This is a genomic window from Massilia brevitalea (assembly GCF_030711405.1).
Classification (GTDB): domain Bacteria; phylum Pseudomonadota; class Gammaproteobacteria; order Burkholderiales; family Burkholderiaceae_D; genus Telluria; species Telluria brevitalea.
The window spans coordinates 143,778-164,931 of the sequence record NZ_JAULSI010000002.1; the positions used below are offsets into that span (position 1 = coordinate 143,778).

Consider the following 21,154-nt stretch of genomic DNA (forward strand, 5'->3'; position numbering starts at 1 on the left):
TGACAAATGTCAGGTGCGTGGCCGCTGGCGCGCCAGGTGGCGGTCGAGGGCGTTGGCAAAGTTTTGCCGGTCGGCCTGGCTGAAGGCCGGCGGCCCGCCGGTGTCGACGCCGCCGCTGCGCAGTTCTTCCATGAAGGCGCGCATGGTCAGCTGCTGGGCGATGGTGTCTTTCGTGTAGAAGTCGCCGCGCGGATTGAGTGCGTAGCCGCCCTTCTCCAGCACCTGCGCCGCCAGCGGAATGTCGCCGGTGACGACCAGGTCGCCCGCAGCCAGGCGTTCGACGATCTCGGCGTCGGCCACATCGGCCCCGCTCGGCACCTGCAGCGCGCGGATGAACTTCGAACCCGGCACGCGCATCAGCTGGTTCGCCACCAGCGTCACCTGGATCTGCGTGCGCTCGGCCACCCGGTACAGGATGTCCTTGATCACGCCGGGGCAGGCGTCGGCGTCGACCCAGATCTGCATCACTGCAGGTTGTCCCAGAGGTCGCCGGTCGGGCTGATGCGCGGCGCGGCCACGCCGAAGTGCTGGTACGCCGCCGGGGTGGCGATGCGTCCGCGCGGCGTGCGCTGCAAATAACCCTGCTGGATCAGATACGGTTCGAGTACGTCCTCGATGGTGTCGGCCGCTTCGCCGATCGCCGCCGCCAGGTTGCCGATGCCCACCGGCCCGCCGCTGAACTTGAACAGCACCGCTTCCAGCAGTTTCCGGTCCATGACGTCGAAGCCGACCGAGTCGACATCGAGCATCTTCAGGGCCAGGTCGGCGATGTTCTTGGTGATGTCGCCATTGCCTTTTACTTCCGCGTAGTCGCGCACGCGGCGCAGCAGGCGGTTGGCGATGCGCGGCGTGCCGCGTGCGCGCATCGCCACTTCGCGTGCGCCTTCCTCGTTGATCGGCGCTTCCAGCAAGTGCGCGCTGCGCGTCACGATCTTGGTCAGTTCCTCGACGTTGTAGAACTCGAGGCGGGCGACGATGCCGAAGCGGTCGCGCAGCGGATTGGTCAGCATGCCGGCGCGCGTGGTGGCGCCGACCAGGGTGAACGGCTGCAAATCGAGCTTCACCGAACGCGCGGCAGGCCCCTCGCCGATCAGGATGTCGATCTGGTAGTCTTCCAGCGCCGGGTACAGGATTTCCTCGACCACCGGCGACAGGCGGTGGATCTCGTCGATGAACAGCACGTCGTTCGGTTCGAGGTTGGTGAGGATGGCGGCCAGGTCGCCCGGGCGTTCCAGCACCGGGCCGGAAGTCTGGCGCAAATTCACGCCCATCTCGCGCGCGATGATGTGGGCCAGCGTGGTTTTACCGAGGCCCGGTGGGCCGAACAGCAGCGTGTGGTCCAGCGCTTCGCGGCGCTTGCGCGCGGCCGAGATGAAGATTTCGAGCTGGTCGCGGATCTTGGCCTGGCCGACGTATTCGTCGAGCTGTTTCGGGCGCAAGGCGCGTTCGATCGCTTCCTCGTTGGGCGAGGCCGGCGCCGCGTCGATGACCCGCTGCTCGGTGAAGTTGTCGGTCTGGATGCTCATTACTGATTTTCGTAAATCTGATTAGTTGCCAGGGTCTGCCTTGCAAGGCAGACCCGTTCCGCAGGCGTGCGGCATGCCGCACGAAACCCCTGCTTCACCCTTTGGACAGCGCCTTCAGGGCGAACTTGATGCCGTCGGAAACGCTCGCGCCTTCGGGCAGGTTCTTGGTGGAGAGCAGCGCTTCCTTGTCAGAATACCCCAAAGCGATCAGGGCGTTCATCACGTCGGCTTGCGTGTCGTCGCGCGGCGCGCCGCCGCCGACGATGCCGATGTCGGCGCCCAGCTTGCCCTTCAGCTCCAGCAGCAGGCGTTCGGCGGTCTTCTTGCCGATGCCGGGAATTTTCACCAGGCGCCCGGCTTCCTGCAGGGTCACGGCCTGGGCCAGGTCGGCCACCGACATGCCGGACAAGATGCCCAGCGCGGTGCGCGCGCCGACGCCGGTAATCTTGATCAACTGGCGGAACAGGGCGCGCTCGCTGGCGGTGCCGAAGCCGAACAGCAAATGGGCATCCTCGCGGATTGCCTGGTGCGTGAACAGCACGACCTTTTCGCCGGTATGCGGCAGGTTGTAGTAGGTGCTCATCGGCACGTCGACTTCATAGCCGACGCCGTTGCAGTCGACCAGCAATTGCGGCGGCACTTTTTCGAGCAGGATTCCGGAGATGCGACCAATCATGTTGGGCCTTTTTATATTGTATGGATGCGTTGCTTAGACCAGGCGGCCGCGTTTCATGCGCAGGCCGGTCATCTGCGGACCGAGCGCGCCAAGCATGGCCAGCGTGTCGTAGTTGTTCGCATGGCAGATCGCCACGCCGAGGGCGTCGGCCGCGTCGGAACCGGGCAGGCCGGGCAGCGTGAGCAGGCGCGAGACCATGTCCTGCACCTGCGGCTTGGCCGCCTTGCCGGTGCCGACCACGGCCTGCTTGATCTGGGTCGGCGAATACTCCGCCACGTCGAGGTCGAAGCCGACCAGTGCGCTAATCGCCGCGCCGCGCGCCTGGCCGAGCAGCAGCGTGGACTGCGGATTCACGTTGACGAACACCTTTTCGATGGCCGCGCAGGCCGGCTGGTAGGTGGCGACGATCTCGCGCACGCCATCGAGGATGATCTTCAGGCGTGGGGGCAAGGCCCCTTCCAGACCGGTCTTGATGGTGCCCGAGGCGATGTAGCGCAATTTGCTGCCGTGCTTTTCAATGACGCCAAAGCCGGTCGTGCGCAAGCCAGGGTCGATGCCGAGAATAATCATTATCGAATGTTATACCGGCCAGCAAGGTTCGTGGGAAAAATACTGTGTATAAACACAGGTTTGCATCGGATTGTTGCCGGATACGTTACAACAAAACCGTGTGCGGGTGGCGCGCTATGCTTTGGCCCGACGGTAGAAACGTAGGGTGGGCACTTGTGCCCACGCGGTCTCACAGGCAGAGCATCCGCGTGGGCACAAGTGCCCACCCTACCAACCCGGCCGAGCCAACAATATCAATGCAACCCGGCCGAGCAAACAATATCAATGACGGAAGTGACGCGTCCCGGTGTACAGCATGACAACACCGCGCTCATCGGCCGCATCGATTACTTCCTGGTCGCGCATCGAGCCGCCCGGGTGAATGACGCAGGTCGCGCCGGCATCGACCACCACGTCCAGGCCATCGCGGAACGGGAAGAAGGCATCCGACGCCACCGCCGAACCAGCCAAGGACAGGCCTGCATTCTGCGCCTTGATCGAGGCGATGCGCGCCGAGTCGATGCGGCTCATTTGCCCTGCCCCCACGCCCAGGGTCATGCCGTTACCGCAGAACACGATGGCATTTGACTTGACGAACTTGGCCACGCGCCAGGCGAACATCAAATCCTGCAACTGCTGCTGGGTCGGCTGCTTTTTCGACACGACGCGCAGTTCGTCCAGGCCCACATTTTTCGCATCCGGCGACTGCACCAGCAGGCCGCCGCCGACGCGCTTGACGTCCCAGGCGTTCTGGCCCAGGCCCAATGGAATTTCCAGCAGGCGCACGTTCTGCTTGGCAGCCATGATCTGGCGTGCCTCGGCGGTGAACGACGGTGCGATCAGCACTTCGACAAACAGTTTCGCCAGCGCCTCGGCCGCACGGCCGTCGACTTCCACATTGAAGGCGATGATGCCGCCGAAAGCCGAGGTCGGATCGGTCTGCAACGCGCGCGAGTAGGCGTCCAGCGCATCGGCGCCGATTGCCACGCCGCAGGGATTGGCATGCTTGACGATCACGCAACCGGCTGCTTGCGCAGTGTTGCCCAGCGAGCCGCCCAGCGACTTCACGCATTCCCAGGCCGCATCGGCGTCGGCGATGTTGTTGTACGACAGTTCCTTGCCCTGCAGCTGGCGGTAGTTGGCCAGCGCGCCGTCGATGCTGACGATGTCGCGGTAGAACGCGGCGCCCTGGTGCGGGTTTTCGCCGTAGCGCATGTCCTGCATTTTTTCAAACGACATGTTGATCGTCTGCGGGTAGCTGGAACGGGTGGCGTGCTGCTTGTCTTCGCCCAGGCTGGTCAGGTAGTTGGTGATGGCGCCGTCGTATTGCGCGGTGTGCGCAAACACTTTCTTGGCCAGGCGGAACTTGGTGTCGTAGCCGACCGCGCCGGCGGCAGCACCGGTGCCTTTCATTTCCGCCAGCACCACGCCGTAATCGGCCGGGTCGACGATCACGACCACGTCCTTGTGGTTCTTGGCCGCCGAACGCAGCATGGTCGGGCCACCGATGTCGATGTTCTCGATCGCGTCTTCCAGCGAGCACTCGGCTTTGGCCACTGTCTGCTGGAAGGGATACAGGTTCACCACTACCATGTCGATCTGCGGAATGCCGTGCTCTTCCAGCTTGGACACGTGCTCGGGGAAATCGCGGCGCGCGAGGATGCCGCCGTGGACCTTCGGGTGCAGGGTCTTCACGCGGCCATCGAGCATTTCCGGGAAGCCGGTGTAGTCGGCAACTTCAGTCACCGGCACGCCATTGTCCTGCAGCAGTTTGGCGGTGCCGCCGGTCGACAGGATGTTCACGCCGAGCGCAGACAGCGCGCGCGCAAAATCGAGCACGCCGGTCTTGTCGGAGACGGAAATGAGAGCTTGTTTGATCATGGGAGTGGCCACGGTTGATGAAAATTCTGTGCGGATTGGAGGCACGCCATACTGGCCGCGCCCGCGCACGGCCACTCGTGCCGGCAAGCGTTAGAGCAGTCCGTGCTCTTGCAGTTTCTTGCGCAGGGTATTGCGGTTGATGCCCAGCATCTGGGCCGCGTGCGACTGGTTGCCGTCGGCGCGCGTCATCACCACTTCGAGGATCGGCTTCTCGACGGTCATGACCATCATGTCGTAGATGTTCGTCGGCTTCTGCTCGCCCAGGTCATTGAAATAGTCCTCGAGGCTCTTCTGGACAACTTCCTGGATACTCTCTTTGCTCATGTCTGCTGCTTCATCCTGGTTAGTGTTTGCTTCGCCGCGCACGACGGCGACGTCCCCATTGTTATTCTTTTTGTCTGACTATTTTTATGCTGCTTGTGCCTCAACGGCAGGCTGCGCGGGCCGGTATTGTAACCGCTCCCCGAACCCCAGTTGAGATTGGAAGAATTTATCCACCGCATCCAGCTGCTCGCTCGTGGATTCCATCCGGTTCATGCGCTGGCGGAATTCCTCGCCGCCAGGCAAATCCTCGACATACCAGCCGATGTGCTTGCGCGCCGTCCGTACGCCGACATATTCGCCATAGAAGGCGTAATGGGCCGGCAGATGCTCGTTCATGAGGTGGCGCACCTCTTCCACCAGCGGCGCCGGCAGCAATTCGCCGGTGCGCAGGTAATGGTCGATTTCGCGGCAGATCCAGGGCCGGCCCTGGGCGGCGCGGCCGATCATCACCGCATCGGCGCCCGTGTAGTCGAGCACGAATTTCGCCTTTTCCGGCGTCGTGATGTCGCCATTCGCCACTACCGGAATCCCGACCGCCGCCTTGACGGCGCGGATGGTGTCGTACTCGGCCTCGCCCTTGTAGCCGTCGGCGCGGGTGCGGCCATGCAGGGTCAGCATCTGGATGCCGGCCTGCTCGGCCATGCGCGCGATGGTCAGCGCGTTCCTGTTTTCGCGGTCCCAACCGGTGCGGAACTTCAGCGTCACCGGCACGTCTACCGCCTCGACCACGGCGTGCAGGATGCGTTCGACCAGGTCTTCGTGCTGCAGCAGGGCCGAACCGCACCAGCTGTTGCACACCTTTTTCACGGGGCAACCCATGTTGATGTCGATGATCTGAGCGCCGCGCTCGACGTTGTGGCGGGCGCAATCGGCCAGGTCCTGCGGGTCGGCGCCGGCGATCTGCACCGCCTTCGGCTCCATTTCGCCTTCGTGATCGGTGCGGCGGCTGGTCTTTTCGCTGGCCCACAGGCGCGGGTTCGAGGCCGCCATTTCCGATACCGCATAGCCGGCGCCGAGCTGCTTGCACAGCTGGCGGAACGGACGGTCGGTCACACCCGCCATGGGTGCGACAAAGACATTATTACGAAGTAAATACGGACCGATTTGCACAGCGGGAATGGGGAAAGAATTTGCGGGAACCTGCTATTTTACCCGAACCGCTGCTCAAATTATCAGCAAAATTTGTCGCGAACTGTCGCGAACGGCAGAATCCGTTGTAGACAGCAGGAAAAAAATTGGCTACAGCCGGTGCAATGCGAACTAAGCCAGCTCATCCATTACAGCCGGACGCAGGTGACCCACCTCGCCCCAGCTCACCAGCTCCAGCTTGCCATCGCTTACGATGAAGCGGTTAATGCTCGCATTCAATACCTTGAAGTCACGCGGGGTTTCCAGCGGCAGGCCGAGCGCAGCGCGGTAGGCGCATTCGAGCACGCCGCCATGGGCCACCAAGACCAGCGACTTGCCCGGATTGTCTTCGGCCCAGCCAATGATCGCCGGCACCACGCGGTCATAGAACTGGCGAAAGGTTTCGCCACGGTTGGGGCCTGGCGGCAGCTCGGCATCGATGTCGCGCGCCTGCCAGGCGGCGAATTCCGCCGGAAAACGGGCCTCGATCTCGGCATACAGCAGGCCCTCGAAGCCGCCATAGCAGCGCTCGCGCAGGCGGCCGTCGATATACAGCGGCTGGTCGCGCGATGCGCCCAGGGCCTTCGCGGTCTGGGCGGCGCGCGCCAGGTCGCTCGCGACCAGCACATCGAAGTGCTCGTTGGCCAGCGCGGCCGCCAGGGCGCGCGCCTGGCGCTCTCCTTCGGCGTTCAGGTCGATGTCGAGGTGGCCTTGCAGGCGACGTTCGGCGTTCCAGGCGGTTTCGCCGTGGCGGATCAGGACGATCCGGGTGGGGGTGTCGTTTTGCATGGAGAAAGGAAAAGCCCCGGCTGGCCGGGGCGGTTGGTTACTTCGAGAGCGTAGGCGCAATCTGTGGATTGAGCGAGTACACGCCGAAGATCTGGGCTTCGTCGAGGATGTGGCCGCGCATCGCGAGGCGCGCTTCCTGGCCGGTGAAGGTGCCTTCGAGCGGCAGATGGACAATGTCCAGCGCGTAGATTGTAAACACGTAGGTATGCACGCGCTCGTCGTTCCACGGCGGGCAGGGACCGTCGTAGCCGAAGTACTCGCCGGCCATGTCGGGATCGGCCGCGAACCAGCCGGTGTAGTCGTTGGTGCCCTGGCGCAGCTGGTGCTCGGTACCGTTCTTGACCAGGAAAGGCAGGTTCGGGCCTTGCTTGCCGCCCGGGGTAACCATATCGGAGAACTGCCCCTCTTCCAGTTTTTTCAGACTGGGCGGAATGTCGACCAGGGTCCAGTGATAGAAATCGGCGCGCTTCAGGTCTTCGGGAACGGTCTTGCCTTCCTTGTTGACGTCCGTGCCGTCGGTCGGCGCATCGCCGTCGTGACAGAGCAGCACCAGCGACTGGGTGCCGGCCGGCACGTCGTCCCAGGCCAGATGGGGATTGCGGTTGCTCGACAGGCGCACGTGGGTGGCCGGGTCGATGACGGCAAAAGCGCATTCCGGCGGAATCAGGCCGCCTTCGGTAAATGAATCACTCCAGATCTTCATCACAATCTCCCTAGTGGGACTCCGCCGCAATGCGGTACGGGTTTCAGCGCTTGACGTCGACCGGATCAACGCGCAGCCAGATCGTTACCGGTCCGTCGTTGGTCAGCGCGACTTTCATGTCGGCGCCAAATTGACCGGTTTCAACTTTGCCATGCCGTGTGCATGCCTGGCGCACGAAATAATCGAACAGGCGCCGCCCGTCTTCCGGGCTGGCGGCCGGCGAGAACGAGGGACGGGTACCGGAACGGGTGTCGGCCGCGAGCGTAAACTGCGGCACCAGCAGCAAGGCGCCGCCCGTGTCCGTGACGCTGCGGTTCATCTTGCCGGCCTCGTCGGAAAATACGCGGTAGCCGAGCAGCCTGGTGAGCAAGGCGTCGGCCTCGCGCTCGGTATCGCCCTTTTCGGCGCAGACCAGCACCATCAGGCCGGCCTCGATCGCGCCCACGGTCGCGCCATCCACCACCACGCTGGCGTGGCTGACGCGTTGCAGCAGGCCGATCATGCAGCAGTGAAGTTCACGCGGGCGAACTTGCGCTTGCCGACTTGCATCACGAAGTTGCCCGCCGCCACTTGCAGGCCCTTGTCGCTGACCACGGCGCCGTCGATGCGCACGCCGCCCTGGTCGATCATGCGCATTGCTTCCGAGGTCGAGGCGCACAGGCCGGCCGCCTTCAGCAGCTGGGCCACGCCCAGCGGTGCGCCTGGCACATTCACTTCCGGCACGTCGTCCGGAATGCCGCCCTTCGAGCGGTTGACGAAGTCGGCCAGGGCGTCGTCGGCGGCCTGGGACGAATGGAAACGGATGACGATTTCCTTGGCCAGGGCCACTTTCGCGTCGCGCGGATTGGCGCCGCCTTCGGTGGCCGCCTTCAGCGTGGCGATCTCGTCCATCGGGCGGAACGACAGCAGCTCGAAATATTTCCACATCATGGTGTCGGAAATACTCATCAACTTGCCGAACATCATGTTGGGCGCCTCGGTGATGCCGATGTAGTTGTTCTTGGACTTGGACATCTTGTCGACGCCGTCCAGTCCTTCGAGCAGCGGCATGGTGAGGATGCACTGCGGCTCTTGCCCGTAATCCTTCTGGAGCTCGCGGCCGACCAGCAGGTTAAATTTCTGGTCCGTTCCACCTAGCTCAAGGTCTGATTTCAAAGCGACCGAATCGTAGCCCTGCATCAAAGGATAGAGGAACTCATGAACAGCAATCGGAGTCCCACTCTTGTAGCGCTTGGTGAAGTCGTCGCGTTCCATCATGCGCGCCACGGTGTAGCGCGAGGCCAGCTGGATCATGCCGCGCGCGCCCAGCGGGTCGCACCACTCGGAGTTGTAGCGCATCTCGGTGCGCTCGGCATCCAGGATCAGACCCACCTGGCGGAAGTAAGTCTGGGCGTTTTCCTCGATCTGCTCGCGGGTCAGCGGCGGGCGCGTGGCGTTGCGGCCCGACGGGTCGCCAATCATCGAGGTGAAGTCGCCGATCAAAAAGGTAACGTTGTGGCCGAGGTCTTGCAGCTGGCGCAGCTTGTTCAGCACCACGGTGTGGCCGAGGTGCAGGTCCGGCGCGGTGGGGTCGGCGCCGAGTTTGATGCGCAGTGGTACGCCGCTTTGTTCGGAGCGGGCCAGCTTTTGTGCAAATTCGCTTTCGATCAGCAGTTCGTCGACACCGCGCTTGGTGATCGCAAGCGCCTCTTGCACCTTGTCCGACAGGGGCAGGATGGCTTTACTTGCAAAATTGCTACTACCTGAAGTCGCGGAGGAAGTCATAAAAATCTTGTAGGAGTTTGGCTAAAACGGTTGTAGGAGCACGTAGTTTGGTATAATTCTCGATCCCATCAATCTTGCCTGCAGAAAACTTTTCAGAATAACAAGAATAAAATAGGTGAGAAGTTCAAGCGGCAAATTTTAACTGATTGCATGAACCCTATACAAAAACTCACTCGACAAGGCTGGTCCCTCCTGACTCACACGAGTCGCAAGACCCGCATTGTCGGCGCCGGCGCGGCAGCCCTGGCACTCTGCGCTTTCGGCGCAGTCGCCGTGGCCCCGGTTGCCTCCGAACCCGACGACGTCGAAGTCAAGTCGGTCGCTGAAAACCTGGCCCTGCCGAACCTGGCCGACCAGATCGCCGCGCTGCAGGAAGACGAGCAGCAATTCATCCACCAGGAAAGTGTTCGTTCCGGCGATTCGATCGGTTCGACCTTGAGCCGCATGGGCGTTGACGACGCCGAAGCGCAAAAGTTCATCCGCACCGACAAACTCGCCCGCCGCGTGCTGTCGCTGAAAAACGGCAAGCGCCTGCAAGCCGAGACCGACGAAAACGGCCAGCTGCTGTCGCTGCGCGCCACCATTCCTGGCAAGGATAGCGCTCCCACGATCCTGACCATCGCACGCAAGGGCGAAGGCTTCGTTGCCAGCGAGGCGCCTGCCAAGCTCGAGCGCCGCGTCGAAATGCGTTCGCGCGAAATCCAGTCCTCCTCGCTGTACTCGGCCACCGACGCGAACGTCGACGGCGGCTCGATCCCGGATTCCGTGGTCGGCGAAATCGTCCAGATGTTCTCGACCAATATCGACTTCCGCAACGACATCAAGCGCGGCGACCGTTTCAACGTCGTGTACGAAACCTTCTGGCTCGACGGCGAAATGGTGAAAACCGGCCGCATCCTGGCCGGCGAATTCATCAACCGCGGCACCAGCTTCCAGGCCGTCTGGTTCGAAGACCCGGTCAGCAAGCAGGGCGGCTACTACAGCCTGGACGGCAAGTCGCTGAAAAAAGCCTTCCTCAAGTCGCCGATCGCCTTCTCGCGCGTGTCGTCGGGCTTCTCGAACCGCGTGCACCCGATCTCGGGCCAGTGGAAAGCCCACAAGGGCATCGACTACGCGGCGCCAACCGGCACCCCGATCCGCGCCGCCGGCGACGGTACCGTCGATTTCGCCGGTGTGGGCAATGGCTACGGCAACATGGTCGTCCTGAAGCACTGGAACAACTACAGCACCGCCTACGCCCACATGAGCCGTATCGGCACCGGCATGCGCAAGGGCGCCAAGGTCAGCCAGGGCCAGGTGATCGGCTATGTCGGCTCGACGGGTTGGTCGACCGGCGCCCACCTGCACTATGAATTCCGCGTGGCAAATGTCGCGCGCGATCCGAACGCACTGAAGGGCCTGACCCAGGCGCCGCTCACCGCTGCAGAGCTGACCCGCTTCAAGATGGCCGCTGCCGAGATGAACCACCGCTTCTCGCTGCTGACCCCTGGCGGCAACGCCATGGCTGCACGCTAAGACGTCGGCACTCCCCTGAAAACGCCTTCCGCTGCTTGCACGGAAGGCGTTTTTGTTTGGACAGGCGCTCCAGGGCTTCGTTTATGATGGGCAAATGATGACGACTTCCACTCCCGGCTCCACTCTCTATATTGGCTTGATGTCCGGCACCAGCATGGACGGTGTCGATGGCGTGCTGGCGGATTTCGGCGGCGGCACGATCCGCACGCTCGATGCCGCCTTCGTGCCCTTCCCGTCCGCCTTGCGTGCCGAGCTGATGGCGCTGCAGGCGCATGGCGACAACGAGATCGAACGCGAAGCGCTTGCCGCCAACGGCCTGGCGCGCTGTTATGCGGCGTGCGTGCAGGAGCTCCTGCCGGCGGCTCCGGGGCCAATAGCGGCGGTGGCGGTGCACGGGCAGACCGTGCGCCACCGGCCCGAGCTGGGCTTCACGCGCCAGACCAACAACCCTGCCCTGCTGGCCGAGCTGACCGGCATCGACGTGATTGCCGACTTCCGCAGCCGGGATATCGCCGCCGGCGGCCAGGGCGCGCCGCTGGTGCCGGCCTTTCATGCAGCTGCCTTCGGCCAGCCGGGCACGGCGCGGGTGGTGGTGAATATCGGCGGCATCGGCAACATCAGCGTGCTGCATGCGGAGGGGCGCGTGACCGGTTTCGATACCGGACCGGGCAATGTCTTGCTGGATGGGTGGATTGCGCGGCACCAGGGCAAGGAATACGACGCCGACGGCGCCTGGGGCGCAAGCGGTCGGGTAGACGATGGGCTGCTGGCCGTGCTGCTGGAGGAAGCCTATTTCCACCAGCCGGCGCCGAAGAGCACCGGGCGCGATTTGTTCCATATGGAATGGCTGGACGCGCGCCTGAGTGGATTTGCCGGCCTGGCGCCAGCCGACGTGCAGGCCACGCTGGTGGCCTTGACGGCGCGTTCGATTGCGCAGGCAATTTTGCAGGAAAGTGCGGCGGTGGATGCCGTCTACGTCTGCGGCGGCGGCGCCTACAACGGCGCCCTGCTGCGTGCGCTGGCGGCTGCACTAGGCGGGAATGTGTCGGTGGAATCGACGACGGCGCTGGGCGTGGCGCCGAACCGGGTCGAGGCGCTGGCGTTTGCCTGGCTGGGTTACCGCTTCATGGAGCGCGAACCAGGGAACATGACGGCAGTAACCGGGGCAACAGGACCGCGCGTGCTGGGCGCGCTATACCCGGCATAGCGTAGGGTGGGTTCTCCGAACCCACCAACTGGACGTGTGCACCAAGCTTACGTAGGGTGGGCACCCCGTGCCCACGCGGAAGCATGCACTGATGCGGCGGTTTCCTGGTCGCAGTTGCTGCAACTCGTTACAGCACCCAAAGATCATCCAATAGCCCAGGCCGATGGATGCGTTATTGCAAGGCCTTGGGTAGCGCTAACGCGACGCCAGCTTTGCATCCGCATCGGCTGCAAACATTGTGCATCGTTCCGCGCGCACACGGGCTGCCCACCGTACGAGGATGTGAAAAAATCGCCATGGCTGCGTTGCCTCGTCTCGCCGTACGCTCGTACTGTCTTCGACTCGGCGCCTTGCCCTGACGATTTTTTCACATCCTCTACGGATCAGCTGCGCGTCTGATCCACAAACAACAAATCCGGGCAGTGCCCGGATCTGGATACGACGCCCGCTACCGCCGGGCCATCAAACAACTTACGCCGAGAACGACGAACCGCAGCCGCAGGTGCTGGTGGCGTTCGGGTTCTTGATGACGAACTGGGCGCCTTCAAGGTCGTCCTTGTAGTCGATTTCCGCGCCGACCAGGTACTGGTAGCTCATCGAGTCGATCAACAATTGCACGCCGTTCTTTTCCATCGTGGTGTCGTCTTCGTTGACGATTTCGTCGAAGGTAAAGCCGTACTGGAAGCCCGAGCAGCCGCCGCCCTGCACGAACACGCGCAGTTTCAGGTCTGGGTTGCCTTCTTCTTCAATCAGTTGCGCCACTTTGTCAGCGGCGCTGTCGGTGAAGACGATCGGGGTCGGGATGGTGTCAAAGTCTTGCACTTCGGCCACTGCTGTCATGGGATAAACTCCTGATTAATTTCGATTTATGCTCATTATAGACGGTTCGCGCCGGTCATGCTTCGGCCCTTGCCGCTTCCGCCAGGTGAAATACCGGCTCGCCCGCCGGCTGGTGCGTCAGCTTGCCGGTGACCAGGGCGCCGCCGTGCATTTCGAGCAGTTTATAGTGGACATCTCCATGTATGCGGCCTTTCGGCTGCAATTCAAGTAGCTCGGTGGAATGCACGGAGCCGGCGATATAGCCGTTTACCACCAGGTTGGCGCAACGCACCTCGCCTTCGATGCGGGCGTGTTCCGACACGATCAGCACGCTGTCCGGTCCCTCGCTGGCCAGCACATTGCCATGCACCTCACCGTCGATGCGCAGGCCGCCACTGAAACAGAGGTCGCCTTCGATGCGGGCGGCTATGCCGATCAGGCTGTCAATTTCGCTTTTCGCGTTGCGACCGAACATGGTGGCACCCCTGTAGATAGATGGATTTGCGTCTCGTAAATTAACCAGCGCACCGGCCAATTTACCGCCCTCAACAGTTACCACCTTGATCTAGCTCTGGTCAGGCAATGCCTGTAGGAATCACCTGACATCCATACAGCAAATGGTGGCGGCTTCGATCGCGGATGCATCATCGCAACCGTCACGTATCACAGCGTGGAGTCATCGAGTCTGGGGGACTCGATGACGTGTCTACCCTACGGCAGCAAAGCGATCTGTTGCAATCCGGTCGTCTCGTCCAGGCCGAACATCAGGTTCATGCACTGCACTGCCTGGCCCGACGCGCCTTTCACCAGGTTGTCCTGGACCACCAGGATCACGACGGTGTTCGTGCCTTCCGGACGATGCAGCGCCAGGCGCAGCATGTTCGAGCCGCGGGTCGAGCGGGTTTCCGGGTGCGAGCCGAACGGCATGACGTCGACGAACGCCGAATCCTTGTATTCTTCCTCGAACAGCGCCTGCAGGGACGCATTGTCGATGTCCTTCGTCAGGCGCGCATACAGGGTCGCGTGCATGCCGCGGATCATCGGCACCAGGTGCGGGGTGAAGATCAGGCCAATTTTCTGGTCGGTGTAGCGCTGCAGCTGGGCCGAGGTTTCCGGGGTGTGGCGGTGGCCGGCCACGCCGTAGGCCTTGAAGTTGTCGCTGGACTCCGAGAACAGCGTGCCGATCTCGGCCTTGCGGCCGGCGCCCGAGACGCCCGACTTGGCATCGGCGATCAGGCTGTCGGCCTCGATCAGGCCGGCCCTCAAGAGCGGCACGAAGCCGAGCTGCATCGTGGTCGGGTAGCAGCCCGGGTTGGCGATCAGGCGCGCCTTCTTGATGTCGTCGCGGTTCAGCTCCGGCAGGCCATACACGGCTTCCTCGATCAGGTCCGGCGCGGTGTGCTCGATCTTGTACCATTTTTCAAAGGCGGCGCGGTCCTTCAGGCGGAAGTCGGCGGCCAGGTCGATGACCTTCACGCCGGCAGCCAGCAGGGCCGGGGCTTGCGCCATGGCCACCCCATGCGGGGTAGCGAAGAAGACCACGTCGCATCCGGTCAGGTCGGCCTTGTCCGGCGCCGAGAACGCCAGGTTCACCCGGCCGCGCAGCGAGGGGAACATGTCGGCCACCGGCAGGCCGTCTTCCTTGCGCGAGGTGATCGCGGTCAGCTCCACGTCGGGATGCGCGGCCAGCAGCCGCAGCAATTCCACGCCCGTGTATCCGGTTCCGCCAACGATGCCAACTTTGATCATATTGTTTCCTTCGTAAAATAAGTGCCCAGCCGGGCCGAGGCTGCAATTTTAACAGCCTGCCGGCATTGGGGCGGCGCACAGGGACTTCGGCGCTTTGCACGGCCATGCAAAGAATATTTGCACAGGAAGCGATACCTGCAAATATTGCATGGCGGCTGTTTCAGGTACCCGTCAGCCATTCCGCTTCGTGCACCGGCACCGGATCGAGGGTCGACATCTTGCCGATGGCATCGACGCTTTCTTCCAGCCAGCGTTCGGCGGTCGCCACACCCAGCGCATGCAGGCGTAGCAAGAAGGGCCATTCGGTATTGAACTTGCTCGACAAATCCAGCTGCTGGAGTTGTTCGTTACCACTAATCAGATGCAGGCGCACGCCGGACGCATGCGTGATATTGCTGTCCTCGGCATCGACCACCCCGCCCAGGTGACGGATGGCGCTCACCTCTCGCACGAAGGCGATGTTGAAGGCGATCTCGCTGGTGCGGCCCTGGATGTCGCTCATCGTCATCGGCAAGCCCGGCCGCGCGATCGGATTGTTCTGGATGATGACGATGTCGGCCGGGCCATTGTCCACCAGCGGAGACAGCGAAGGATTGCCGACGAAGCTGCCGTCCCAGTAGGCTTCGCCGTCGATCACGACCGGCGCAAACACATAGGGCAGGCAGGCCGAGGCGGCGACCATGCGCGCATCGAGTTCCTCGCGCAGAAAAACTTTGCCCTTGCCGCTGCGGATATTCGTCGCCGGAATGAACAGTGCGATTTCTTCGCAGGCGCGCACGCGCTCGAAATCGATCAGCGTGGCCAGCAATGGCTGCATCGGGTTCATCGACAGCGGCGAGGCCGGCGGCGCCAGCACGCCGGCCAGCAATTGCATCAGCTGGTAGCCGGGCGAGGTCGCGAGCGTGCCGCCACCCATGGCCCAATCGAAGGGCGATGGCCGCACCGGGCTGACGGCCGAGGCCGCGGCGCTCAGGCGACGCCAGAAACGCTGCAATGCCGCACGTGCGCCTGCGCGCCCGCCACCGCGGGCATAGCCGTCGGCCAATACCGCCGCATTCACGGCGCCGGCGCTGGTGCCGCTGATGGCGCCGATCTCGATCCGCTCTTCCTGCAGCAGCCGGTCCAGCACACCCCACCCAAAGGCGCCAAATGCGCCGCCGCCCTGGATCCCCAGGCTGATTCTTTTTACGCCATCCATCACAATCATGCCCCTGCAAAATTTATCTGTTTCAGCCTACCCCGCACGCATGCGCATGGCCGTGCGTTGCCGAACATTCGGCAAGAACCATTAGTAAAAATTTTGCAGTGCACAATATCAGTGCGTAACAGGTACAGAACCGAATGCGGAAAAGCATGCGGCAATAAAAAAGCCACCCGAAGGTGGCTTTCTTGTCCAGCAGTATGCAGCACAAGGCTGCTTGATGCGATTAACGCTTCGAGAACTGCTTGGCGCGACGTGCTTTACGCAGGCCGACTTTCTTACGCTCGACTTCACGGGCGTCACGGGTGACGAAACCGGCGCGTGCCAGGTCAGCCTTGAGGCCTGCATCGTAGTCGATCAGAGCGCGGGTGATGCCGTGACGAACGGCGCCAGCCTGGCCCGACTCACCGCCGCCATGGACGTTGACCTTGATGTCGAAACGCTCGACGTTGCCGGTCAGTTCCAGCGGTTGACGGATGACCATCAGGCCGGTTTCGCGCGAGAAGTATTCGTTCGCAGGCTTGCCGTTCACGACGATCAGGCCGCTGCCGGCTTTGATGAACACGCGAGCGACTGCACTCTTGCGACGGCCGGTGCCGTAGTTGTAGTTACCGATCATGTCAGTTCCTTAGAGGGTCAGTGCTTGTGGTTGCTGTGCTGCGTGCGGGTGGGTGCCTTCCGCGTACACTTTCAGCTTCTTGATCATTGCATAGCCCAGTGGGCCCTTCGGCAGCATGCCTTTGACAGCTTTTTCCAGGGCACGGCCCGGGAAGCGCTGTTGCATTTTCAGGAAGTTGGTTTCGTAGATACCGCCCGGGTAGCCCGAGTGACGGTAATAGGTCTTGGCGGTAGCCTTGGTGCCGGTCACGCGCAGTTTGCCTGCGTTGACGACGACAATGTAGTCACCGGTATCGACGTGCGGAGTGAATTCTGGTTTGTGTTTGCCGCGCAGTCGGAGTGCCACTTCGCTGGCAACACGTCCGAGGACCAAGTCCGTCGCGTCAATCACGAACCAGTCGCGCTGGACTTCATGGCCCTTAGCGGAAAAAGTTTTCATGTTGACTTCCTAAATAGGTAAATTGCTCAAATGGTGGTTCCGCAAGGGTTACTGCGGACTCTGCCTTATTGTCTTTTCCAGAGCAAATGGAAAGCCGACGATCATACCCCGTTTTCCACGGCAGCGTCAAGGCGGCCTTGTGCCACTGTCGTATCCGCGCCTGTCAATGTTCGTGCATGGTGAGCTTGCGCAAAGTCATGTTCCCTATGAGAACTAAACTCAACCACACATATGTATCTAAAAAGTGTTCTTAGTGAAACTTTTGAGTTGACCTGAGAATTGATGCCAAATTAGTATGGATCAATTGTTAGAGGAGTTTTCGTGAAAATTCGATCCATCCTGCTTCCCCTGGGCGCGTTGCTGCTGTCGGGCGCCGTCCAGGCTGCGCCAGCATCATCGGCCGCATCTGCTGCCAAGGCGGCCACGCGCAACTGCCACCTGCCCGGTAGCGAAGATACGCTGCGCTGCCTGGCCGTCCCGGTTCCCCTCGATTACGCCAGGCCTGGCGGCCCCGGCATCAAGATCCACGTGACGGTGGCGCCGGCCTTCCGCGAGGCCGCGCGCAACGATCCGCTGTTCGTGCTCGCCGGCGGCCCCGGCCAGGCCGGCAGCGAAGTCCTGCCCCTGCTCTCGGCCGCTTTCCGGCGCGTGCGCGCCACCCGCGACATCGTCTTCATCGACCAGCGCGGCACCGGCCTGTCGGGCAAGCTCGATTGCGAAAGCCGGCCCGAACACGAGACCATGAGCGACGCCGAGCTCGAAGCCGAGGTGCGCGCCTGCATCACGAACAGCCGCGCGCCCTTCGGCGCCTACACCACCGCCGCGGCCGCACGCGACCTGGAGCAGGTGCGCAAAGCGCTCGGCTACGGCAAGGTGAACGTCTGGGGCGGCTCCTACGGCACCCGCCTCGGCCAGGCCTATGCGCGCGCCTTCCCCGACAGCGTGCGCACCCTGGTGCTGGACGGCGTGGCCGCGCCCGACCAGGTGATCCCGGCAGGCGGGCGCGACGGCACCGCCGCGCTCGACAAACTGTTTGCCCAGTGCGCCGCGAACGCCGCCTGCAAGGGCGCCTACCCGAACCTGCGCGCCGAGTTCGACGCCCTGGTGAAGCGCACCGAGGCCGGCATCAAGCTCTCGATCGCCGACCCGCGCACCGCCGCGCCGGTCACCTTCACCATGACCGGCCAGCGCTTCCTCGGCACCGTCCACAACATCCTGTATGCGCCGGCCGACGCGCGGCGCCTGCCCTTCCTGCTGCACAGCGCCTACAACGGGCGCTGGGAGCCTTTCATTGCGCGCCACAACATCGCCGGCGACTTCGCCAGCGACGGGTCCAGCGCCATGCTGCTGCACCTGGCCGTGGTCTGCGCCGAGGACGTGCCGCGCATGACGCCGGAACTGGCCGCGGAAGACAACGCCCTGCTCACGCGCCCGCTGGCCGAGCGCATCCCGAGCCTGTGCAAGGACATGAAGGTGCCGGCCGTGCCCTACGCTGCGCCGTCGAAGATCGCAGCGCCGGCCCTGCTGCTGTCGGGCGCGCTCGACCCGGTCACGCCGCCGCGCCGCGCCGAACGCGCCGCCGAGTTCATGAGCAACGCGCGCCACCTGGTGGTGGCGAATGCCGGCCACGGCGTGTCGCAGCTCGGCTGCGCGCCGCGCCTGCTGCGCGAATTCCTCGACAAGCCGACCGAGACCCTGAACGCCAAGTGCCTGGCCGAGATCCCGGCCCCGACCTTCCAGCTCGGCAGCGCCGGGCCGCAACCCTGAATCGAGCTCACCATGATCGAAGTACAAGACGTACGCAAACAGTTCGGCGAGGTCAAGGCCCTCGGCGGCGTGAGCTTTACCGCGCGCGACGGCCAGATCACCGCCCTCCTCGGCCCCAACGGCGCCGGCAAGACCACCCTGCTGCGCACCCTGATCGGCCTCCTGAAACGCGACCACGGCACGATCGCCATCGACGGCGTCGACCCGGAGCAGGACCCGCTCGCGGTACGCCGCAACATCGGCTTCCTGACCGACCAGTTCGGACTCTACGAGCGCCTGTCCACGCGCGAATACCTGGCCTATTTCGGTGAGCTGAACGGCATGGGCGGCGCCGCGCTGCAGACCCGCATCGATGAAGTCTCGGAGCTGCTGGGGATGGACGACATCCTCGAACGCCGCGCCAAGGGCTTCTCGCAGGGCCAGCGCATCAAGGTGGCGCTGGCGCGCACCCTGCTGCACCGCCCGCGCCACCTGCTGCTCGACGAACCGAGCCGCGGCCTGGACGTGATGGCCACGCGCGCGCTGCGCCACGCGCTGACCGCGCTGCGCGCGGACGGCTGCTGCGTGATCATGGCTACCCACGTGATGCAGGAAGTGACCCACCTGTGCGACGACGTGATCGTCATCGCCAAGGGCCATACCGTGGCCCAGGGCTCGCCCCAGGAACTGTGCCGCCGCACCGGCATCGCCAGCCTGGAAGACGCGTTCGTCAGCCTGGTCGGCACCGAGGAAGGAATCGCCGCATGAAGCCGACGAATGTAAAGCCCAAGTTTCTGGTCGTCCTGATCAAGGAGTTGCGCGAGACCTTGCGCGACAAGCGCACCCTGGGCCTGCTGGCCCTGTTCACCTTCATGTACCCGCTGATGCTGGGCTTCCTGCTGAACAAGACCATCGACCGCGCGACCAAGCCCGAGCGCGACGGCATCGAGGTGGCCGTGATCGGCGTCGCCAAGGCGCCGACCCTGATGGCCCAGCTCAAGCAGCGCAACGTCACCATCATCGACACCGGCGCGCTCGACGAGGAAGGCATCGGCGAACTGCTGCGCTCGAAAAAGTATCCGGTGGTGCTGCGCCTGTCCGACAAGTTCACCGAGAACTATACGGCGATGCGTCCGGCGCGCGTGGAGCTGTGGTTCGACTCGGCCGACGAGAATTACACGCAGCGGCGCGAAGTCGAGGACGTGCTGCAGGCCTACGGCGCCAACGTGGCCAGCGCGCGCCTGCTGGCGCACGGCGTGTCGCCAGCCACGCTGGCGCCGATCCAGGTGCAGCGCTTCGACACCGGCACCAACGCCTCGCGCTCGGCCGGCTTCATCGGCAGCATCCTGGGCATCCTGTTCCTGCCGGCCTTTATCTGCGGGATGTCGACTGCGGTCGACATCACCGCCGGCGAACGCGAGCGGCGCTCGATGGAAGTGCTGATGGCGCAGCCGGCGCGGGCCTGGGAACTGGTGACCGGCAAGTGGCTGACGGCCGGCGTGCTGGCGATCCTCGGCGTCACGCTGGAACTGGCGCTGGCGCATGCCATCCTGTCCTGGATGCCGCTCGAGGAAATCGGCATGTCCTGGGCCCTGGCCTGGCCCGACCTGGCGCTGGTGTGCGTGGCCTCGATTCCGCTGTGCCTGTTCGCGGCCGGCCTGCAGATCGCGCTGGCGATGAACGCCAAGTCGTTCAAGGAAGCGCAAAGCCTGCTGAGCATCGCGATGCTGGTGCCGCTGGTGCCGGGCGTGGTGATCTCGATGATGGAGCTGAAGACCGCCGACTGGATGTACATGGTGCCGATGCTGTCGAACCAGACGCTGCTGCGCGAAATGGCCAAGGGCGGCGAGGTCGGCCTGTGGCCGGTGGCGATGACCTTCCTGTCGTCGGCAATCGCGGCGGGGCTGGCGGTGGCCTTTGCCAGCTGGCGCATGAAGAGCGAGCGCTACGTGCTGTCGGTCTGAGCGGCCGCCGTCTCGTGCAACACCAGGCCACCCCGGCATGCCGCGGTGGCCTGTTCTACAATGTGGGCAGACAAAACAGCGGAGAAACGCACATGGAAGTCAAAGTCAGCTGGAACGGCCCGTCGGGAATGGGTTTTCGCGCCGAGACCGGGTCGGGCCATACCGTCATGATGGATGGCGCGCCGGAAGCCGGCGGCCACAACACGGCGGCGCGGCCGATGGAACTGGTGCTGGCCGGCACCGGCGGCTGCACCGCCTTCGACGTGGTGCTGATCCTGAAGCGCAGCCGCGAAGAGGTGCTGGGCTGCGACGTGACGCTGCGGGCCGAACGGGCGGAGGTCGACCCGAAGGTGTTCACGCGGATTAACTTCCACTTCACGGTGAGCGGACGTAATTTGAAGCCGGCGGCGGTGGAGCGCGCGGTCAGGCTGTCGCACGAGAAGTACTGCTCGGCGTCGATCATGCTGGCCAAGACGGCCACGATCACGCATTCGTTTGAGATCGTGGAAGCCGCCTGACTATCGGGACTTTGCGGTTGACTTCGTAGGGTGGGCAC

23 protein-coding genes are annotated in these 21,154 nt (G+C 63.5%); 6 read left to right on the forward strand and 17 right to left on the reverse strand.

Annotated elements, in window-relative coordinates:
* Positions 1-9 precede the first annotated feature (9 nt).
* The 11 genes from QWL29_RS01600 to tyrS form a co-directional block, all read right to left on the reverse strand.
* Positions 10-465 (reverse strand): YaiI/YqxD family protein, encoded by a 456-nt coding sequence (locus QWL29_RS01600; RefSeq protein ID WP_305821211.1) that lies wholly within the window; start codon positions 463-465, stop codon positions 10-12.
* Positions 465-1,526 carry a Holliday junction branch migration DNA helicase RuvB gene (ruvB, locus tag QWL29_RS01605; RefSeq protein WP_305821142.1) on the reverse strand — a complete coding sequence of 354 codons (1,062 nt, stop codon included), beginning with the start codon at positions 1,524-1,526 and terminating at the stop codon, positions 465-467. Before ruvB ends, QWL29_RS01600 begins: the two co-directional genes overlap by 1 nt.
* 94 nt (positions 1,527-1,620) lie before the next feature.
* Entirely contained in the window at positions 1,621-2,202 is a 582-nt protein-coding gene (ruvA, locus tag QWL29_RS01610; protein WP_305821143.1) for a Holliday junction branch migration protein RuvA, read from the reverse strand.
* A gap of 33 nt (positions 2,203-2,235) precedes the next feature.
* Entirely contained in the window at positions 2,236-2,772 is a 537-nt protein-coding gene (gene ruvC, locus QWL29_RS01615) for a crossover junction endodeoxyribonuclease RuvC (protein WP_305821144.1), read from the reverse strand.
* Positions 2,773-3,033: 261 nt separating this feature from the next.
* Positions 3,034-4,632 carry a bifunctional phosphoribosylaminoimidazolecarboxamide formyltransferase/IMP cyclohydrolase gene (gene purH / locus QWL29_RS01620; protein ID WP_305821145.1) on the reverse strand — a complete coding sequence of 533 codons (1,599 nt, stop codon included), beginning with the start codon at positions 4,630-4,632 and terminating at the stop codon, positions 3,034-3,036.
* A 90-nt stretch (positions 4,633-4,722) separates the two neighbouring features.
* Positions 4,723-4,956 (reverse strand): helix-turn-helix domain-containing protein, encoded by a 234-nt coding sequence (locus QWL29_RS01625; RefSeq protein WP_056338842.1) that lies wholly within the window; start codon positions 4,954-4,956, stop codon positions 4,723-4,725.
* 84 nt (positions 4,957-5,040) lie between these two features.
* On the reverse strand, positions 5,041-6,066 hold the full coding sequence (gene dusB, locus QWL29_RS01630; protein ID WP_305821146.1) for a tRNA dihydrouridine synthase DusB: 1,026 nt from the start codon (positions 6,064-6,066) through the stop codon (positions 5,041-5,043).
* 150 nt (positions 6,067-6,216) lie between these two features.
* The gene (locus tag QWL29_RS01635; protein ID WP_305821147.1) at positions 6,217-6,873 is read right to left on the reverse strand and encodes a histidine phosphatase family protein; all 657 of its coding nucleotides are present in this window, start codon (positions 6,871-6,873) and stop codon (positions 6,217-6,219) included.
* A gap of 37 nt (positions 6,874-6,910) precedes the next feature.
* The gene (locus QWL29_RS01640; RefSeq protein WP_305821148.1) at positions 6,911-7,576 is read right to left on the reverse strand and encodes a YbhB/YbcL family Raf kinase inhibitor-like protein; all 666 of its coding nucleotides are present in this window, start codon (positions 7,574-7,576) and stop codon (positions 6,911-6,913) included.
* 43 nt (positions 7,577-7,619) lie between these two features.
* A complete protein-coding gene (gene dtd / locus QWL29_RS01645) occupies positions 7,620-8,078 on the reverse strand; it encodes a D-aminoacyl-tRNA deacylase (RefSeq protein WP_305821149.1) in 459 nt (152 codons plus the stop codon).
* Entirely contained in the window at positions 8,075-9,340 is a 1,266-nt protein-coding gene (gene tyrS, locus QWL29_RS01650) for a tyrosine--tRNA ligase (protein ID WP_305821150.1), read from the reverse strand. The genes dtd and tyrS overlap by 4 nt, the downstream gene beginning before the upstream one ends.
* Before the next feature lie 150 nt (positions 9,341-9,490).
* On the opposite strand from tyrS, the gene QWL29_RS01655 reads away from it, so the two are divergent.
* Positions 9,491-10,855 (forward strand): M23 family metallopeptidase, encoded by a 1,365-nt coding sequence (locus tag QWL29_RS01655; RefSeq protein WP_305821151.1) that lies wholly within the window; start codon positions 9,491-9,493, stop codon positions 10,853-10,855.
* Positions 10,856-10,949: 94 nt separating this feature from the next.
* Positions 10,950-12,062 (forward strand): anhydro-N-acetylmuramic acid kinase, encoded by a 1,113-nt coding sequence (locus QWL29_RS01660; protein ID WP_370663654.1) that lies wholly within the window; start codon positions 10,950-10,952, stop codon positions 12,060-12,062.
* 471 nt (positions 12,063-12,533) lie between these two features.
* Here the strand turns inward: QWL29_RS01660 and erpA are convergent, their stop codons facing one another.
* The 6 genes from erpA to rplM form a co-directional block, all read right to left on the reverse strand.
* A complete protein-coding gene (gene erpA, locus QWL29_RS01665) occupies positions 12,534-12,902 on the reverse strand; it encodes an iron-sulfur cluster insertion protein ErpA (RefSeq protein ID WP_229438156.1) in 369 nt (122 codons plus the stop codon).
* A 55-nt stretch (positions 12,903-12,957) separates the two neighbouring features.
* Complete coding sequence (locus tag QWL29_RS01670) at positions 12,958-13,356, reverse strand: bactofilin family protein (protein WP_229438157.1); 399 nt, start codon at positions 13,354-13,356, stop codon at positions 12,958-12,960.
* 236 nt (positions 13,357-13,592) lie between these two features.
* The gene (gene argC, locus QWL29_RS01675; protein ID WP_305821152.1) at positions 13,593-14,630 is read right to left on the reverse strand and encodes an N-acetyl-gamma-glutamyl-phosphate reductase; all 1,038 of its coding nucleotides are present in this window, start codon (positions 14,628-14,630) and stop codon (positions 13,593-13,595) included.
* A 160-nt stretch (positions 14,631-14,790) separates the two neighbouring features.
* Entirely contained in the window at positions 14,791-15,837 is a 1,047-nt protein-coding gene (locus QWL29_RS01680) for a patatin-like phospholipase family protein (RefSeq protein WP_305821153.1), read from the reverse strand.
* Positions 15,838-16,057: 220 nt separating this feature from the next.
* On the reverse strand, positions 16,058-16,450 hold the full coding sequence (gene rpsI, locus QWL29_RS01685) for a 30S ribosomal protein S9 (protein ID WP_305821154.1): 393 nt from the start codon (positions 16,448-16,450) through the stop codon (positions 16,058-16,060).
* A 9-nt stretch (positions 16,451-16,459) separates the two neighbouring features.
* Complete coding sequence (rplM, locus tag QWL29_RS01690; protein WP_229438160.1) at positions 16,460-16,888, reverse strand: 50S ribosomal protein L13; 429 nt, start codon at positions 16,886-16,888, stop codon at positions 16,460-16,462.
* A 321-nt stretch (positions 16,889-17,209) separates the two neighbouring features.
* Between rplM and QWL29_RS01695 the strand changes: the two genes are divergently transcribed.
* The 4 genes from QWL29_RS01695 to QWL29_RS01710 all read left to right on the forward strand — a co-directional run bounded on the left by QWL29_RS01695 (position 17,210) and on the right by QWL29_RS01710 (position 21,116).
* Complete coding sequence (locus QWL29_RS01695; RefSeq protein ID WP_305821155.1) at positions 17,210-18,655, forward strand: alpha/beta hydrolase; 1,446 nt, start codon at positions 17,210-17,212, stop codon at positions 18,653-18,655.
* A gap of 12 nt (positions 18,656-18,667) precedes the next feature.
* A complete protein-coding gene (locus QWL29_RS01700) occupies positions 18,668-19,402 on the forward strand; it encodes an ABC transporter ATP-binding protein (protein WP_305821156.1) in 735 nt (244 codons plus the stop codon).
* Positions 19,399-20,598 carry an ABC transporter permease gene (locus QWL29_RS01705; protein WP_305821157.1) on the forward strand — a complete coding sequence of 400 codons (1,200 nt, stop codon included), beginning with the start codon at positions 19,399-19,401 and terminating at the stop codon, positions 20,596-20,598. Before QWL29_RS01700 ends, QWL29_RS01705 begins: the two co-directional genes overlap by 4 nt.
* Before the next feature lie 92 nt (positions 20,599-20,690).
* On the forward strand, positions 20,691-21,116 hold the full coding sequence (locus tag QWL29_RS01710; RefSeq protein ID WP_305821158.1) for an OsmC family protein: 426 nt from the start codon (positions 20,691-20,693) through the stop codon (positions 21,114-21,116).
* Positions 21,117-21,154: the final 38 nt, after the last annotated feature.